This is a genomic window from Spirosoma luteolum (genome assembly GCF_054778875.1).
In genome coordinates, this window is sequence record NZ_BAAGZE010000003.1 from 475,220 (window position 1) to 491,140 (window position 15,921).

Below are 15,921 nucleotides of genomic sequence, written 5' to 3' on the forward strand. Positions count from 1 at the left end.
TGGTGCTAGCAAACTCACCTTCACGGACCGTACGTATCAACTGACTTACCTATGCAGACACGCTTTTTTGTCTTTCTCCGACCAGACAGGCACCTCCGCTCCACAGGCTGGCTCACGGGTATAAGCCTGGTCCTGTTAGTAAGCCTTCAGGCCTGTCGTAAAGACTCCGTTGAGCCTACCGAACCCCTGGGTAATGCAACCAGCCAGTATGCAGCCGATGTAGCCCTGAAATGGGCCGATCTGCAGTTGAAACTGACACGCACCACCGCCGGCTATACACCACCCGTGGCAGCCCGGGCGTTTGGCTATGGGAGTCTGGCCCTGTACGAAGCCGTTGTACCGGGCATGGCCGATCATCAGTCGCTGGCCGGTCAGCTGCAGGGGCTGCAGACCTTACCAACCCCAGCGCCTAACCTCACCTACAACTGGGCCATCAGCGCCAATGCGGCCGAAGCAACCATACTTCGAAACCTGTTTCCAACTACCAGTGCCACAAACAAGGCGCTGATCGATTCGCTGGAAAATGCGCTGCGGCTGGAGTTCAAGGCCACCGACGATAGCGTTAACGTCCGTTCGGCTGCATTCGGGCAGGCGGTGGCCCTGGCCCTGTTCGACTGGTCGAAGACCGACGGCGGACACGAAGGGTATACGCGTAATTTCCCTGCGTCGTATGTGGTGCCAACGGGCGCCGGCATGTGGCAACCCACCGAAAACGGCCAGCAGATTCCGATGCAGCCGTACTGGGGCAAGAACCGTACCTTCCTGTCAGCTAACCATGCGCTGGCTATGCCAAAGCCTCTCCCCTTCTCAACCGATACCAAGTCGGCAACGTTTGCGCAGTACAAAGCAGTCTATGACAAGGGCAAAGTGCTGACACAGACTGAAAAGGAAATTGCCCTCTGGTGGTCAGATAATCCGGGGGAGACCTTTACCCCGCCCGGCCATTCCTACAACATCGCCCGAATTGCCATCAAAACAGCCGGCGCTGATCTGGCCAAAGCGGCCGAAACGCTGGCGCGTACGGGCATTGCGGTCTCCGACGCGTTTGTGCTGTGCTGGCGCTGTAAGTACACCTATAACCTGATGCGCCCCTACACCTACGTGCGGCTGGCCATCGACCCAACCTGGGTGCCCTTCTGGCCTGCTCCACCGTTCCCATCTTACTCATCGGGTCATGCTACGCAATCGTCGGCCGCGGCCGCGGTGCTGACGGATCTGTATGGCCCTAAATTCTTTTTTACCGATGACTCACACGTAGGCCGGGCGGCCGACACCAAACGAAACGTGGAATTCAAAGTTCGCACGTTCGGCTCGTTTGCCGAAGCGGCACAGGAATCAGCTGATTCGCGGTTCTTCGGTGCCATTCATACCAAACAGGATAACGAAACGGGGCTGGCCGAGGGCAAAAAGATTGGGGCCAACGTGAATGCACTCGCCTGGAAGAAATAACGATGGCTCTAGCGCATCATGGCCAGCAGTTCATCCCGCTGAGGCCGGTGACTGCGTAGTTCATACGCAATGCCCGTCCGATCGAGGGTATCGGCAAAGGTGCGGTACTGGTCTCTGTCGACACTGAACAGATACCAGTTTTCGTAGGGCTCATTGAAGAGTTCCACCTCGGTCAGTTCGGCCAGTTGCTGTAGCTGTCTGTACTGTTCGTAATCGACGCCCGACTGCCGGATTTGAAAATACCACATGACAAAAAAAATAGCCCGGCCTTCTCAGACCGGGCTGTTTTATACCAGAACTCTTTATTTGACGGCCAGGATGTAGTCGGCCAGTACCAGACCCGCTTCGTTCAGATACGGATCTTTTTTCTTTTTGGCTGCCGCCGGTGCCGCCGTGCCCGTTTCATCGACCGGGGCCGTCATCTGCGACACTTTCGTAGCCGCCGACCGCTTCCGCTCGGCATCTTCGCGCTCTTTACGGCGTTTCGACTCCATAAGCGAAACTACGGTGTTTTCTTTTGCCTTCTTGAAATCAGACAGGTCCTGCGCCAGTTGCTTTAATTCAGGATCCGATTTTAGCCGCTGATCGAAACGGTTCCGGAGCCGGGTCAGGATTTTATCGTCGATTGCCCGCGACTGATCGTAGCGTGTCGAGTTGATCTGATCCCAGGGCAAAGCGCTTGGCTGCGAACTTTCGCCGTATTCTTCGGCCGAGAAAGCCGACGGCAGTTCCACATCGGGCGTTACCCCCCGGTGCTGTGTGCTGCTACCGTTGATGCGGTAGAATTTCTGGATCGTCATCTTCACCTGACCAACTTTTTCGGGCTCCTTAGGCAGCCACTGATTCAGATCGATCAGCGTCTGAACGGTGCCTTTGCCATAAGTTTGCCCACCAACGATGATTCCGCGTTTGTAGTCCTGGATGGCTGCTGCGAAAATCTCCGAAGCCGACGCGCTGAACCGGTTGACCAGAACGGCCATCGGACCATCGTAGGCTACCGCACCACCATCCTTATCGGAATAAACTTCGGTTTCGCCGGTCGATTCTTTCACCTGCACTACGGGGCCTTTCGGAATAAACAGGCCCGTCAGATCGATGGCTTCGGTTAGCGAACCACCCCCGTTATCGCGCAGATCGATCACGATACCGGATACTTTTTCGGCTTTCAGTTCTTCCACAAACTTTTTCACGTCGCTGGTGGTGCTGCTGAACCCTTCTTCCCGCTTGCGGGCGCCTTCGAAGTCACGGTAGAACATCGGGATATTGATAACGCCGATCTTCAGCGTTTTGCCATTGTCGGTTACTTCGATAACCTCTTTTTTGGCGCGCTGCTCTTCGAGCTTGATTTTTTCGCGAACAAGCCGAATCTCTTTGGGTGGAGCACCGGCCAGGGCATTGGGCGAAATAACCTGCAGGCGAACCACGGTCCCTTTAGGTCCCTTGATCAGTTTCACAACTTCATCGACCTGCCAGTTCATCGTGTTCACCATAGGGCCGTTATCGCCCTGGGCTACGCCGGCAATCTTGTCGTCTTTCACCAGCAACTTGCTCTTGAAAGCCGGACCGCCGGGTAGTACGTCGGTGATCCGGATGTAGTCGCCGTCTTCACGCAACATGGCCCCAATACCCTCCAGCGACTGACTCATCTCCTGATTGAACCGGTCGGCATTGGTTGGCGAAAGGTAGTTGGTATGTGGATCGAGCGCTTCGGCAAACGAGTTCATATACATCTGAAACACGTCGACGCTTTTGATGCGGTTGATCGCCTTGTCGAGGTTGGTGTAGCGTTGCGTCATCAGCGCCACGATGGCACTGTCTTTCCGATCGCCCAGTTTCAGTTCCAGCGCCTGGTTTTTCAGAATCTTGCGCCACAGTTCGTTTTGTTCCTCAACCGTTTTGGGCCAGGCGGCCTTCTCCCGGTCGGTATTGAACGTTTCGTCGGTCGTAAACGAAAGCGGCTTCTTGAGCTGCTCCCGAATGAAGGCACTGCGCTCCTGGTAGCGTTTCCGGAAAACGTTGTAAAGTTCGTACGGAGCGGTCAGGTCGCCATTGACCAGCGCATCGTCGATCTGATCGCGGTATTTTTCAAACGCAGCCACATCCGACGCCAGCAGGTAGGTCTTGCTGCCATCGACCTCTTTAAGGTAATTGTCCCAGACAACCGCCGACAGCGAGTCGTTGAGCGCTACCTTCCGATAGTGGTAGGTGGTCAGCAGTTTAGCGACGAGTGTCTCCACCTTTTCCTGCGAAACAGTCGGTTTCAGATCACCTTCGGCATAGGTTACAGGAACCGTACGCACAGGCGTGCCGCCCGATGGTGAGTCCATCTGAAAACTCAGCATCAGCACGGGCACCAGGGTCACCAGATACTTCTTCATCAGTTTTGACCGGTTAATGGCGAATAAGTAAACGGGCATCCGTGCCACCTCATTCTGGCAATGCGCTGGCACGGATGCTGATTGGCTCCTTCACACGTTGTGACTACTTAATAATATCCAGTAGCTCGACATCGAACACCAGTGTCGAACCGGGTTTGATATCAGCACCAGCACCCCGGTCGCCATAAGCCAGTTCGGCCGGAATGTATAGTTTCCATTTTGATCCCACCGGCATCAGCTGCAGCGCTTCGGTCCAGCCCTTGATCACCTCGCCCACGCCAAATTCGGCGGGCTGTCCGCGTTCAACCGAACTGTCGAACACCTTGCCGTCGAGCAGCTGCCCGGTGTAATGTACCTTAACCCGATCGGAAGCGGTTGGTTTAGCGCCCGTACCCGCTTTTTCAATGCTGTACTGCAGCCCGCTGGCCGTTGTAACCACACCCGACTTGGTTTTATTCTGAGCCAGGAATGCGTCGCCCGCCTTTTTATTTTCGGCGGCCACCTTCATGCCTTCGGCGTTCCGAATGGCGTATTGCTTCTGGGCGTAGGCGTTGAGCACATTACCACACTGCTCCTGAGTCAGTTGGGTAGGCTTGCCGCTCATGGCATCCTGCAGCCCCCGGGCCAGCAGTGCCTGATTCAGATCGGTCATACCCTGCTGTTTCAGGTTCTGCGCCATAAATACGCCAATGCTGTAGCTGATCGAATCCTGCGAGGTTTTAAGACCACCGGCCATCGAGGTGGCAGGGGCAGCTTTAGGAGCGGCTACTGGTTTTTTGGGAGCAGGCTTTTTAGCCTGAGCCATTGCGGTACCAGTCATCAGAACAGTAGATGCCATACTGGCCAGCAGCCATGAGTTGAACTTCATGCGAATGTGAAACGGGTGAATGTTAACAAACTTGTACAGGGGTAAAACGTAGTCGGGTAAACGAAAAGTTTGGCTGAATGAGTTTTTACGAAAATATATCATACCTGGCCAGAGCCCCGAACCCCGTATAAATCTATTGCTTTTTCGGGGTTTTTCAGTACAGACACGGGGCTATAGGGGGCAGAAGCCGGACAACTGGTCGGGATGCCGTACGAACGGAGGAACCATTGGGGCGCAATTTCCCGGAAAAGTCTAACTTTCAGTCCCTGATACCAGGGGAGTAACAAGTTTTTATCAAGTTTTAATCGTACCTTTGCGGCCTAAAATCAATCGTTTCAATTTCATCATAGACATATGGAATCCGTAAGACCCGACGAGATATCAGCCATCCTGCGCCAGCAACTGGCCGGAACCCAGACCGAGGCTGAACTCGAAGAAGTCGGTACGGTGCTGCAAATCGGTGACGGCGTAGCGCGTATCTACGGCCTCTCGAAGGTGCAGGCCGGTGAATTGCTCACCTTCGAGAACGGCCTTCAGGCGATGGCGCTGAACCTCGAAGAAGATAACGTCGGAGCCGTTTTGCTCGGCGACTATTCGGAGATCAAAGAAGGCGATACCGTGAAGCGGACCGACCAGATTGCCTACGTCAACGTTGGCGACGGTATTCTGGGCCGGGTTGTCAACACGCTGGGTCTGCCGATCGACGGAATGGGTCCCATCCAGGGCGAGCTGTTCGCCATGCCCCTGGAGCGTAAAGCGCCGGGCGTTATTTTCCGCCAGCCGGTAAACGAGCCGCTGCAAACGGGTATCAAGGCTATCGACGCCATGATCCCCATCGGCCGCGGCCAGCGCGAGCTGATCATCGGTGACCGGCAAACGGGTAAAACCGCTGTCGCCATCGATACGATCATCAACCAGAAGGAATTCTTCGACAAAGGAGAACCCGTATTCTGTATCTACGTTGCCTGCGGTCAGAAAGCGTCGACGGTGAAACAGGTCGAAGCTACGCTGCGCAAAGCCGGTGCTATGGAGTACACGGTTATCGTAGCCGCCAACGCGTCGGACCCCTCGCCCATGCAGTTCTTTGCCCCCTTCACCGGTGCGGCCATCGGCGAGTTCTTCCGCGACACAGGTCGTCCGGCCCTGGTTGTCTACGACGATCTGTCGAAACAGGCGGTAGCTTACCGCGAAGTATCGCTGCTGCTGCGCCGGCCACCAGGACGCGAAGCCTACCCCGGCGACGTATTCTACCTGCACAGCCGTCTGCTGGAACGGGCTGCTAAAATCAACGCCAACGACGATATCGCCAAAAACATGAACGATCTGCCCCCCAGTCTGGCGGGTAAGGTCAAAGGTGGTGGTTCGCTGACGGCCCTGCCGATCATCGAAACCCAGGCGGGCGACGTTTCGGCTTATATCCCAACCAACGTAATCTCGATTACCGACGGTCAGATCTTCCTCGAATCGAACCTGTTCAACTCGGGTATCCGGCCAGCCATCAACGTAGGTATCTCGGTATCGCGCGTAGGTGGTAACGCCCAGATCAAGTCGATGAAGAAAGTAGCCGGTACGCTGAAACTCGACCAGGCTCAGTTCCGCGAACTTGAAGCCTTCGCCAAATTTGGTTCGGACCTCGATGCTTCGACCAAACTGACGATCGAACGGGGGCGCCGGAACCAGGAGATGCTGAAGCAACCGCAGTACTCGCCCGTAGCGGTTGAGCAGCAGGTAGCCATCATCTACGCGTCGACCAACGGTCTGCTCGATAAAGTGCCCGTCAACAAAGTGAAAGCGTTTGAAAGCGAGTTCGGCATGGTGCTGAGCGCTCAATACCCCAACGTACTGAACGAACTGCGCGCCGGCAAACTGACCGACGAAGGAACGGCTACACTGAAAAAGGTAGCGGCTGAACTGTCGGCCCAATATTAAAAGTAGTTTACGGTTTACGGTTTTCAGAAAATCATTGGCGCGTGCAGACAAGTGCTGCCTCAGTTGATGGTCGCCCGAAAACCGTAAACTGAAAACCGTAAACAGACAATGGCCTCACTGAAAGAAGTACGCGCCCGCATCGCGTCTATTAACTCAACCCAGCAGATCACCAAAGCCATGAAAATGGTGGCGGCCGCTAAATTGCGCCGGGCTCAGGATAACATTACGCAGCTACGTCCGTACGCGCAGAAGCTGAGCCAGATGCTCGGCACTGTATCGGCCGGGGCTGAAACCGCGCTGGAGAGCCCCTACCAGCAGGCTCGGTCTGTCGATCGGGTGCTGCTGATTGTCATCACGTCGGATCGGGGGCTTTGCGGGGCCTTCAATACAAACGTGGTGAAAGCCGCCCTGACCCTGATCAACGAGAAGTACAGTGCTCAGGCTCGCCAGGGTAACGTACAGATCATGGCCATCGGCAAAAAAGGAGCCGAAGCTTTTCAGCGTCGTGGCTTTGCGGTCAACACCAACCATATGGATGTGTTTGGCACGCTGAACTTCGGCACCGTTCGGAAAGCCGCCGAAGAAGCCATGGATGGCTTCTCGAGTGGTTTGTATGATGTGGTCGATATCGTTTATAACGAGTTCAAGAACGCAGCCATGCAGATTGTCCGGACGGAGCAGATGCTGCCGATCGTAGCAACCGAAGCCCCCAAAGGCGCGGCTACGGCAGTCAACTACACGTTCGAGCCCTCGGAAGAAGAAATCGTAACGGAGTTGATTCCGAAGACGCTTAAAATTCAGCTTTACAAAGCCGTGCTCGATTCGAATGCCTCCGAACATGGAGCGCGGATGACGGCCATGGATAAAGCAACCGAAAACGCCGGCGAACTGCTCAAACAGTTGCGTCTGGTCTACAACCGGACCCGTCAGGCCGCCATCACGACCGAGATTCTCGAGATCGTGGGTGGCGCCGAAGCGCTGGCCAGTGCCTAATGCATTGCTTTTTATACCAGCCTGCCCCGGTTGTTCCGATGGTGGCAGGAACGAATCAAATCCCGCTGATCAGCTGACCGGCGGGATTTTTTATGCCGCAACGGCGATTCCCGAGCGACCTGCATATGCTTCGGATGTCAGGCTGAGCCACAGTGGTTTTAACCAGATATTAAACATGCTGATTATCAGCATCTTGTGCATCGCTCAAGCCCCCGATATGCATTAAAAAACCGGAACCAATGCAACGCTTTCACCGTTATTTGGGTAAGCTATACAAACGACGGCCAGCCATACGTTAGATAGTCGTAAAAACCCAATCAACGCGTTTCAACATGAACCTCAACCGCATAATCAGCAGTCTCTTTATCGTCGGTACGCTGGCGTCCTGCGCCCCGGCTATCACGGTTAAATACGACTACGACCCCAAAGTCAACGTTCGGCAATTTTCGACTTATCGAATTGAGGCCGACCGGCAGCGCAACGCTGACCCTATTGTGGGCAGCAACCTGAACCAGCGCCGGATTGCCGATGCGCTCGAGCAATCGCTTCAGGCGCGGGGCTACAAACCCGTGCAGCAGGGTGAAGCTGACCTGATCGTTCGCTTCTTTACGGACTCGCGCGACCGGCAGCAGATCCAGTCGAACAATATGTATTCGCCTTATTCGTGGTGGTACGGCGGCATGGGCAACAACGTTTACTCGCGTCAGTACGAAGAGAACCGGGTGGTGATCAATGTGCTGGATGCCCGTACCAACGACATCGTCTGGCAGGGCTGGGCCACCGGCCAGCTGAACAACCGCAACAAGGAGCGTGATCGCGATCAGGCATTCCGCGAAACGGTAACCAGCATCATGAAAAACTTCCCCGAAAGCGCCGGTCAGGATTACGGTGCCGCTCGGTAAGTCGTGCAGCGACCATAAAAAAAACCCCCGGGCTCAACCGTCCGGGGGTTTTTCTATGCGCAGTGGTTTTTGTTTCTTTGCATGATTACATATTCATTATGCCCGCAGCCCGCCAGGAAACAGTCTATTCGTTGCTCACCGTAGTGTTTGTGCTACTGCTGGGCATCGTTGCGCTGTTGTGGGTTGCTTACAATCGACATCAGCACCTGGCCGATCAGACGCTGGAGTTGCGCCGGAATCTGAGTGAACAGAAAGGACAGATTGACACCCTCCGGGACCGGCTGGAGAAATGCAACCCCGACGAGCTGCTGCCTACGACCGACGCTCCCCCCGTCAGACGCCTGTTGTCGCCCACGGATACGGCGCCAATGCCAGCCGATGTCGAGCCGGGCCTCGCTGCTCCTGTCGAACTCGATGCGTCGGGCTGGCCTGTTACAAACCCTTAGGTCAGCTTAGGGACCCGGAACGGGCGCGCTGATCCAGCCCGGTTGCTGGCCCGCTGCCCGTACCAGCTGAAAACCACCATAGCTGGCCAGCAGCGAAACCGTTGTTCCGGCAGGCAAGGTAGTGATCGGTGCCGCCATAGCGTTGGCCTGGTCCAGTAACGGCCGCGAACTGGTTAGGGTAAGCTGTCGCAACGGACGCCCCACAGGCTCGGTGGCGTCAGCATTGACGTAGCCAATGTGCCCACCCGGTGTTTCGACCCGCAGCCACAGGTCAGTGCCCCCCGTAATGGTCATAGCCGCCTGTTTGGGCAACTCCTCGACCACCGCACCGCTCGTGGCGGGCGCCTTGCGGACCGAAGTTCGGGTAGCGGCTACACGGATCGAGTCGCCCAGCCGCGCAGGCGACAGTAGCGGCTGCCGGGCCGGGCCGCGTCCCAGGCGGATAAAAGGGAGCGGATCAGTAGCCGTACCGTCGTTGTTGTAAATTCCGAAGTGCAGGTGCGGACTCAGCGTTCGGGCATTACCGGTGTTGCCCACAAAACCAACCGTATCGCCCCGGCTGACGCGCTGGCCGTTGGTTACGTTCCAGCGGTCGAGGTGGGCGTAGTAGATGCGAATGCCCCGTTCGTTGTCGACCACGTAGGCTACGTTGCCGCCAAGTCGGTTGGTGCCAACTCCGCTGATGGTACCATCGGCGCAGGCCAGCAGAGGTGTTCCCCGGGGCGCAAAAATATCTACGCCTTCGTGCCGCCGGCGTCCACCCTCGCGGGGGGCGCCGAAATAGCTGGCAATCTGCTTACTGGTACTGCCCTGCACGGGAAAGCTGAGGGCGGGCTCCCGCGTAATGGCAATGGTAAAGTGTCCGGACCGCAACAGTTCGGGCTGCACCCGGATGAGGTAAGCCTGGTTTTTGCGGGGTTCCCAGTTGAGCACATTGGTATCGGCTTTCGAGGCTGCAACCAGCACTGGTTTGTTGCCTTCGTCCAGGGCAAATACATCGATAAACACCTGTGCCCGCTGCTGACTCACGGTTTCCACCTTTACCAGAAACCGGTCGCCCCGCTGTGCCCGCAGGCGGTAGCCCACGGCCATGGGTTTGCTGGCACTGAAGTAGCCGCTCTCGCGGTAGGGAACATTGATCGTTACCGAATCCTGAATGGCGCGTTCGGCGGCACGCAGCCAGTCGATACCCATGGCCGTTTTGTCCAGTCGGGCTTCTTTCAGCGACTGCCCATACTGATCGTGGGGCGATGTAGGTTTGAAGAATGTAGCGGTGGGGCCCAGGCCTGTGCATGATACCAGGCAGGCAGCCAGTAGCGCAACCAGCGCTAACCGGTTTAGTAAATTGACTCTCATAACACCGTAGTAAACGCAGGGACAGGGTTCTGTGGTTTGCGCAAGCCTGAAAACCGCCTGTACGGCCGGCCAGCTACGCCGTAGGGTTCGACCGACCCCGGGTCGTAAAGAAATAGATCGGTACGCCCAGCCCCGCAATGAGCAGCCCCATACCGGTGTTGAACGTTTTGGTATAGAGCAGAATCAGGCAGATCACGAGCCCCGCACCGATGTAAAGGGCCGGCACAAGCGGATAGCCAAACGCACGGTATGGTCGTTCGGTGTCAGGCTCTTTGCGCCGGAGCCGGAACAGGCCTGCAATCGTGATGATGTAAAAACAAAGCGACGCAAACGTACAGTAATCGAGCAGGTCACCGTACTTGCCCGACAGGCAGAGAATAGATGCCCAGATACACTGCAGCCACAGGGCCCGCTCCGGCACTGCATTTTTGTTGAGGTGTGCGGCCTGCTCCAGAAACAAACCATCTTTGGCCATAGCGTAATACAGCCGGGCACCGGCCAGAATAAGGCCATTGTTGCAGCCAAATGTCGAAATCATGATCAGCACGGCCATGATGGCTACGGCCACATTCCCAAACAGGGTCGACACGGCAGCTGTGGCAACCCGATCCGCTTCGGCAAACTGGATGCCCCGCCCCACGATATCGACGGCAGTAGGCGACCCTTTGAGCGGCAGCAGCGACAGGTATGAAACGTTAGCCAGAAAATAAATGGTAGTCACGATCAGGGTGCCGAAAAACAGCGCCAGTGGGATGTTGCGCCGGGGATTCCGAATCTCACCCGCGATAAACGTTACGTTGTTCCAGGCATCGGCCGAAAACAGCGACCCCACCATCGACGTTCCGAACGCCAGCACAAGCGCCATACCCGCCAGAGGCAGGGTAACACCATCGGTAGTCGTGGTACTGGCATCCCAGGCATTGGTCAGGTTAGCCGATAGCAGTCCGCTGTTGAGGCCCAGCGCTATACCCACCACGATCAGTCCGAGCAGCGCGATCAGTTTGGCCGATGTGAACAGATTCTGAATGTGTTTGCCACTCTCGACCCCGCGGCTATTGAGCCAGGTCAGCAAGACCACGCTGCCAATGGCGTAGAGCGATCCCAGCGTCACCTTGATCGGGCCGAGGGCCAGCAGCACATTTTCGGGGCCCAGGGCAGGCATGAAAACGGCCGAAAACTTTGTAAAAGCCACGGCCACGGCCGCAATGGTTCCGGTCTGGATGACGGCAAAAACCGTCCAGCCGTAGACAAAGCCCGCCAGCCGGTTATAGGCCCGCTGGATATAGATGTACTGGCCACCGGCTTTAGGCATCATGCCGGCCAGTTCGCCATAGCTCAGGGCAGCAGCCACCGTCAGCAGGCCGGTAAGTACCCAGAGCGCCAGGAGCCAGCCCGACGCGCCCAGGTTGCGGGCCATATCGGCCGATACGATAAAGACGCCGGAGCCAATCATCGAACCCGATACGATCAGGGTTGAATCGAGCAGGCTCAGCGACCGTTTAAATTCGGTTTTTTCGTCGGTTTGTAGTGTTTCCGCCATGTTTCGTGGGTGATGAAGTGTACAAGAAGCAAGCGATTAGGCGTAAAACCAATTTTGACGACAAGATTCTGTAGGCGCTCCGTGCTAGCTTTGCCAGCTGTTTCTTTCTGCCTATGACCACCAACAACACCGTTTACGACGCCGACCACGACATCTGGTGGAATCCCGACCAGTTATTCTACATGCTGAAGACCTCGGTCAATCCGGCTCGGGTGGGCTTCTTTAAACGCGTTCTGCACGAAACCGGCGTCGACCCGGCGGGGCTGCAGCTGCTCGATGTGGGCAGCGGGGGTGGCATACTGGCCGAAGCCTTTGCCGAACTGGGCTTCGTGGTTACCGGCATCGACCCGTCGGCCAGCTCGGTAGCCACGGCGCAGCGCCACGCCGATCAGCAACAACTGCGCATCGACTACCGCGTCGGGGCCGGCGAGCGGCTGCCCTTTGCCGATGCCAGTTTCGATGTCGTCTCCTGCTGCGATGTGCTCGAACACGTGACCGATCTGCCGGCCGTGATCGCCGAAATCAGTCGGGTACTGCGACCGGGCGGGTTGTTTCTCTACGACACCATCAACCGAACCTGGCTCAGCTGGCTTTTTCTCATCAAGATTGCGCAGGACTGGCCCCGGTGGGCTTTTATGGAACCCGATCAGCACCGCTACGACCGCTTTATCAAGCCCGCCGAACTGCACCGACTCTTCCAGGATGTGGGGTTGCACAACCAGCAGACCCGTGGTATGGTGGCGGGCTATAACGTCCTGAACACGCTCGTGTACCTGCGCCGGCGCACCACCGGGCAGTGGACGTTCCGGCAGCTGGGCGAACGCATGACCATGCGCGAAGGCCGCGACACCAGTCTGTGCTATATGGGGTGGGCCCGCAAAGCCTGACCCACCCATCCGGTATTAGCGAATCTCGATTTCATCGACAGCCAATTGGGCCGCCTTGCCGGGCGTACGCATCCCGGCCGGCACGGTTCCTACGTTGCGGGCCACAATCCGGACGTACCGCGCCGACGTAGCCGCAAAATCGACGGGTAGCCGCACAATGGCGCGTTTGCCGTTTTCGGCTGCGTTGGTTTTTACCGTGCTGACGGGCGTGAAGGTCTGCCCATCGGCCGACACCGACACCTCGATCTGCCTGGGCAGACACATGTTCTTGGCCGTATATTTCAAAAAGCCCACCCGAACCCCCTGCACCGGCTGCACCTGACCCAGATCGACCGTCGCCCCAAAATCGCCGGCAAACGACACAATGTCGACCACTTCGTAGCCGCCCATGCCCACGGTTACGCCATTGGTGAGCGGCTGGTTTTTATCGGGGCGGCCCGTTGTGGCCGGATACTGCAGGGTGTAGGACTTGCCCGTTGCTTTCGACACCAGAAAATCCTTCTGCACCTTATCCGGCCGACTGACCGCTAAATCGCCCGAAAAGGCGGCCGTGCGAATGGTCGACGGCTGGTCGATACTGATTGGCCCCGTGTAGCGCATCGACGTATTGGTGGGCGGGGTTCCGTCGGTGGTGTAGCGAATGTCGGTTACCCCCGCTGGCCGGGTTTCGGGCAACAGCGAGATCGACACGCGCCCATCGGCCGTTGCCTTACCGACCGGAATCGCGTCGTAGACAGTGCGGGCAACGTTGACACGGAGGCTCGTCAGCCGGCCGAACAGGGCGGGCAGCCGACGCGCGAAATCATCGTAGTTTTTAAGCGCCAGCGGGCTCCAGGCCACTTCGGCCAGGGCAGCCGCCCGGGGCCAGATCATGTATTCGGCCTGCTCGACCGATGGAATATACTCGGTCCAGACGTTGCCCTGTACACCCAGAATATGCGTGGCGTCGGTTGCGCTCAGTTCGGTTGGCGTTGGGTTGTAGCTGTACACCTGCGCCAGGGGCAGCGAGCCGCCGAAGCCAGTCGGCTCCTGCGCCGGGTCGCCCTGGTAGTGGTCCAGGTAGCAGAAAGCACCGGGCGTCATGACCACGTCGTGGTGCTGCCGGGCCGCGTCGAGGCCCCCTTTGGTACCGCGCCAGCTCATTACGGTAGCATTGGGCGACAGCCCCCCTTCCAGAATTTCGTCCCAGCCGATAATCCGGCGGCCTTTACCGGTCACAAACTTGTCGATACGCCGGATGAAGTAACTCTGCAGCTCGTTTTCGTTTTTCAGCCCTTCGCGCTTCATCAGGTTCTGGCAGAACGCACTGTTACGCCAGGCGGTTTTGGGGCACTCATCGCCCCCGATATGGATATACTTGCCCGGAAACAGCGCCATCACTTCGGTCAGCACGTTTTCCAGAAACGTAAAGGTTTTTTCGGTCGGGCAGAATACATCATCGAAAACGCCCCACTTGGTAGCCACGGCAAAGGGGCCCGGCGTACAGCCCAGTTCGGGATAAGCCGTCAAAGCCGCCAGCGCGTGGCCCGGCATTTCGATTTCTGGTACCACCGTTACGTAGCGGGCAGCCGCGTAGCGAACCACCTCCCGGATTTCGTCCTGCGTGTAGAAACCGCTGTAGGGTTTGCCATCGAATACCTGCGGATCGTAGTCATCGTAGTGCCCCACCAAGGTTTCGCGCCGAACACTGCCCACCTGCGTCAGCCTGGGGTATTTCTTGATTTCGATACGCCAGCCCTGATCGTCGGTCAGGTGCCAGTGGAAGGTGTTGATCTTGTGCAGCGCCATCAAATCGATGTACTTTTTCAGAAACGACACCGGAAAAAAGTGGCGGCATACATCGAGGTTCATACCTCGGTACACGTAGCGCGGCCGGTCTTCGATGCGGCAGGCGGGTAGCGACCAGGTCGTCAGGCCACTGTCGGGCACCGCGCGCCGATCGGCCAGCGCAGCTGCGGGCAGCAATTGCCGCAGGGTCTGCACCGCGTAGAAAAACCCGTTGGCCTGGCCTGCTTCGATCGTAACGAGCTTGTCGGTAATATCGATCCGATAGCCTTCCTTACCCAGCGTCGTATCGGTAGCGGGTATAAACTGGATGATGTTGCCGGGCACAGCCATGCGGTTAGCCACCCGAACGGTCAGCCCCAGCCCCCCCGCCTGATTGAGCTGCGCCACAAACGTGTCGGCAAGGCTGCGGAGCGCCGTTTGCCCCGGTGGTACCAGCACAGTAGTCGTGCGGCTCACCAAAAATTCGCCGGTACGGGCCTGCAGCTGGGCCGGGCGGGGAATGATCGGATAGCGGTCGGTGGTCTGCGCCCAGCCGGTATGGATTATAACTAAAAAAAAGATAACTAGCGGCCTGAATCGGGTTTGCATGAATCGGGTTCGTCTCGAATTGATCCATCAAAAGTACGCTGTTTTTTTCATGCCCTTTCGTTCTTATACAGCCAACCTGAAACCGCTGGCAGCGGTGACCCGCTTACCCCTTGTTTGTGCAGCTGGCCTGCTGCTGCTGGCGCTGGCCAGCCCCGCAGCCCGGGCCCAGACCACTCCCCCCGCCGAAACACATCACTACAGCATCGAGATCGCCGGTATCCGGGTAGGCACCATGACTGCCGTCCGGCAGCCCATGACGGGCAACCGAACCACCTACACACTCATCAGCGACGTCAAGGTCAAATTGCTGGTCTACACCGTTACCGTCTATTACAAGGTCATCAACGAGTTTGTCGGTAAAAAACTAATGCGCTCGACGGTCGATGCGCACACCAACAAGGGCAACTACAGTTCGAAAACCGAGTGGCAGGGCGACCGCTATAGTATCACGGCCAACCAGTATAAGTACCAGCACCAGGCCACCGAAACCGCGCCCATCGACTTCACCATCTCTTCGCTTTATTTTGCCGAACCAGTGGGCCGTTCGCGCATATACGCCGAATACTTTGGCGATTATTTCACCTTCACGCCCACTGGTCCGGGCACCTACAAAGCCACCCTCGACGACCGGCAGGACGATTATGTCTACGAAAAAGGCGTCCTGACGAAGGTTGTCAAGCATAACTCGCTTAAAAATTTTATCATCAAACGTCTCGATTAGACACCCACAAACCCCTAACAGCCAGCTCCTTGATGCAGGCCGGTTTGGTTTTACGGGCTGGATCGACTAGCTTTAC

13 protein-coding genes are annotated in these 15,921 nt (G+C 57.2%); 7 read left to right on the forward strand and 6 right to left on the reverse strand.

Annotation, left to right across the window (positions count from 1 at the left end):
* Positions 1–51: 51 nt before the first annotated feature.
* Complete coding sequence (locus tag ACYVAC_RS04600) at positions 52–1,449, forward strand: vanadium-dependent haloperoxidase (RefSeq protein WP_461096405.1); 1,398 nt, start codon at positions 52–54, stop codon at positions 1,447–1,449.
* A gap of 8 nt (positions 1,450–1,457) precedes the next feature.
* Here ACYVAC_RS04600 and ACYVAC_RS04605 read toward each other — a convergent pair whose 3' ends face one another.
* The 3 genes from ACYVAC_RS04605 to ACYVAC_RS04615 all read right to left on the reverse strand — a co-directional run bounded on the left by ACYVAC_RS04605 (position 1,458) and on the right by ACYVAC_RS04615 (position 4,695).
* Positions 1,458–1,697 carry a hypothetical protein gene (locus ACYVAC_RS04605; RefSeq protein WP_461096406.1) on the reverse strand — a complete coding sequence of 80 codons (240 nt, stop codon included), beginning with the start codon at positions 1,695–1,697 and terminating at the stop codon, positions 1,458–1,460.
* A gap of 54 nt (positions 1,698–1,751) precedes the next feature.
* Positions 1,752–3,827: a carboxy terminal-processing peptidase gene (locus tag ACYVAC_RS04610; protein WP_461096407.1), complete on the reverse strand. Its 2,076-nt coding sequence runs from the start codon at positions 3,825–3,827 to the stop codon at positions 1,752–1,754.
* 103 nt (positions 3,828–3,930) lie between these two features.
* On the reverse strand, positions 3,931–4,695 hold the full coding sequence (locus ACYVAC_RS04615; protein WP_461096408.1) for an FKBP-type peptidyl-prolyl cis-trans isomerase: 765 nt from the start codon (positions 4,693–4,695) through the stop codon (positions 3,931–3,933).
* A gap of 354 nt (positions 4,696–5,049) precedes the next feature.
* Between ACYVAC_RS04615 and atpA the strand changes: the two genes are divergently transcribed.
* The 4 genes from atpA to ACYVAC_RS04635 all read left to right on the forward strand — a co-directional run bounded on the left by atpA (position 5,050) and on the right by ACYVAC_RS04635 (position 8,965).
* A complete protein-coding gene (gene atpA / locus ACYVAC_RS04620; protein ID WP_461096409.1) occupies positions 5,050–6,624 on the forward strand; it encodes a F0F1 ATP synthase subunit alpha in 1,575 nt (524 codons plus the stop codon).
* 108 nt (positions 6,625–6,732) lie between these two features.
* Positions 6,733–7,617, forward strand: coding sequence for an ATP synthase F1 subunit gamma (atpG, locus tag ACYVAC_RS04625; protein WP_461096410.1), 885 nt, complete (start codon positions 6,733–6,735; stop codon positions 7,615–7,617).
* A 332-nt stretch (positions 7,618–7,949) separates the two neighbouring features.
* Positions 7,950–8,519 carry a DUF4136 domain-containing protein gene (locus ACYVAC_RS04630; protein WP_461096411.1) on the forward strand — a complete coding sequence of 190 codons (570 nt, stop codon included), beginning with the start codon at positions 7,950–7,952 and terminating at the stop codon, positions 8,517–8,519.
* A 98-nt stretch (positions 8,520–8,617) separates the two neighbouring features.
* Entirely contained in the window at positions 8,618–8,965 is a 348-nt protein-coding gene (locus ACYVAC_RS04635) for a hypothetical protein (protein WP_461096412.1), read from the forward strand.
* 6 nt (positions 8,966–8,971) lie between these two features.
* On the opposite strand, the gene ACYVAC_RS04640 is transcribed toward ACYVAC_RS04635, so the two are convergent.
* Together ACYVAC_RS04640 and ACYVAC_RS04645 are read right to left on the reverse strand one after the other, a co-directional pair.
* Positions 8,972–10,321: a peptidoglycan DD-metalloendopeptidase family protein gene (locus ACYVAC_RS04640; protein WP_461096413.1), complete on the reverse strand. Its 1,350-nt coding sequence runs from the start codon at positions 10,319–10,321 to the stop codon at positions 8,972–8,974.
* A 73-nt stretch (positions 10,322–10,394) separates the two neighbouring features.
* Positions 10,395–11,861 (reverse strand): APC family permease, encoded by a 1,467-nt coding sequence (locus ACYVAC_RS04645; RefSeq protein ID WP_461096414.1) that lies wholly within the window; start codon positions 11,859–11,861, stop codon positions 10,395–10,397.
* A 113-nt stretch (positions 11,862–11,974) separates the two neighbouring features.
* Here ACYVAC_RS04645 and ubiG point away from each other — a divergent pair, with 113 nt between their 5' ends.
* On the forward strand, positions 11,975–12,748 hold the full coding sequence (gene ubiG, locus ACYVAC_RS04650) for a bifunctional 2-polyprenyl-6-hydroxyphenol methylase/3-demethylubiquinol 3-O-methyltransferase UbiG (protein ID WP_461096415.1): 774 nt from the start codon (positions 11,975–11,977) through the stop codon (positions 12,746–12,748).
* Positions 12,749–12,763: 15 nt separating this feature from the next.
* Here ubiG and ACYVAC_RS04655 read toward each other — a convergent pair whose 3' ends face one another.
* The gene (locus ACYVAC_RS04655; protein ID WP_461096416.1) at positions 12,764–15,124 is read right to left on the reverse strand and encodes a glycoside hydrolase family 20 protein; all 2,361 of its coding nucleotides are present in this window, start codon (positions 15,122–15,124) and stop codon (positions 12,764–12,766) included.
* A 49-nt stretch (positions 15,125–15,173) separates the two neighbouring features.
* On the opposite strand from ACYVAC_RS04655, the gene ACYVAC_RS04660 reads away from it, so the two are divergent.
* Positions 15,174–15,845 carry a DUF6134 family protein gene (locus ACYVAC_RS04660; protein WP_461096417.1) on the forward strand — a complete coding sequence of 224 codons (672 nt, stop codon included), beginning with the start codon at positions 15,174–15,176 and terminating at the stop codon, positions 15,843–15,845.
* Positions 15,846–15,921 lie beyond the last annotated feature (76 nt).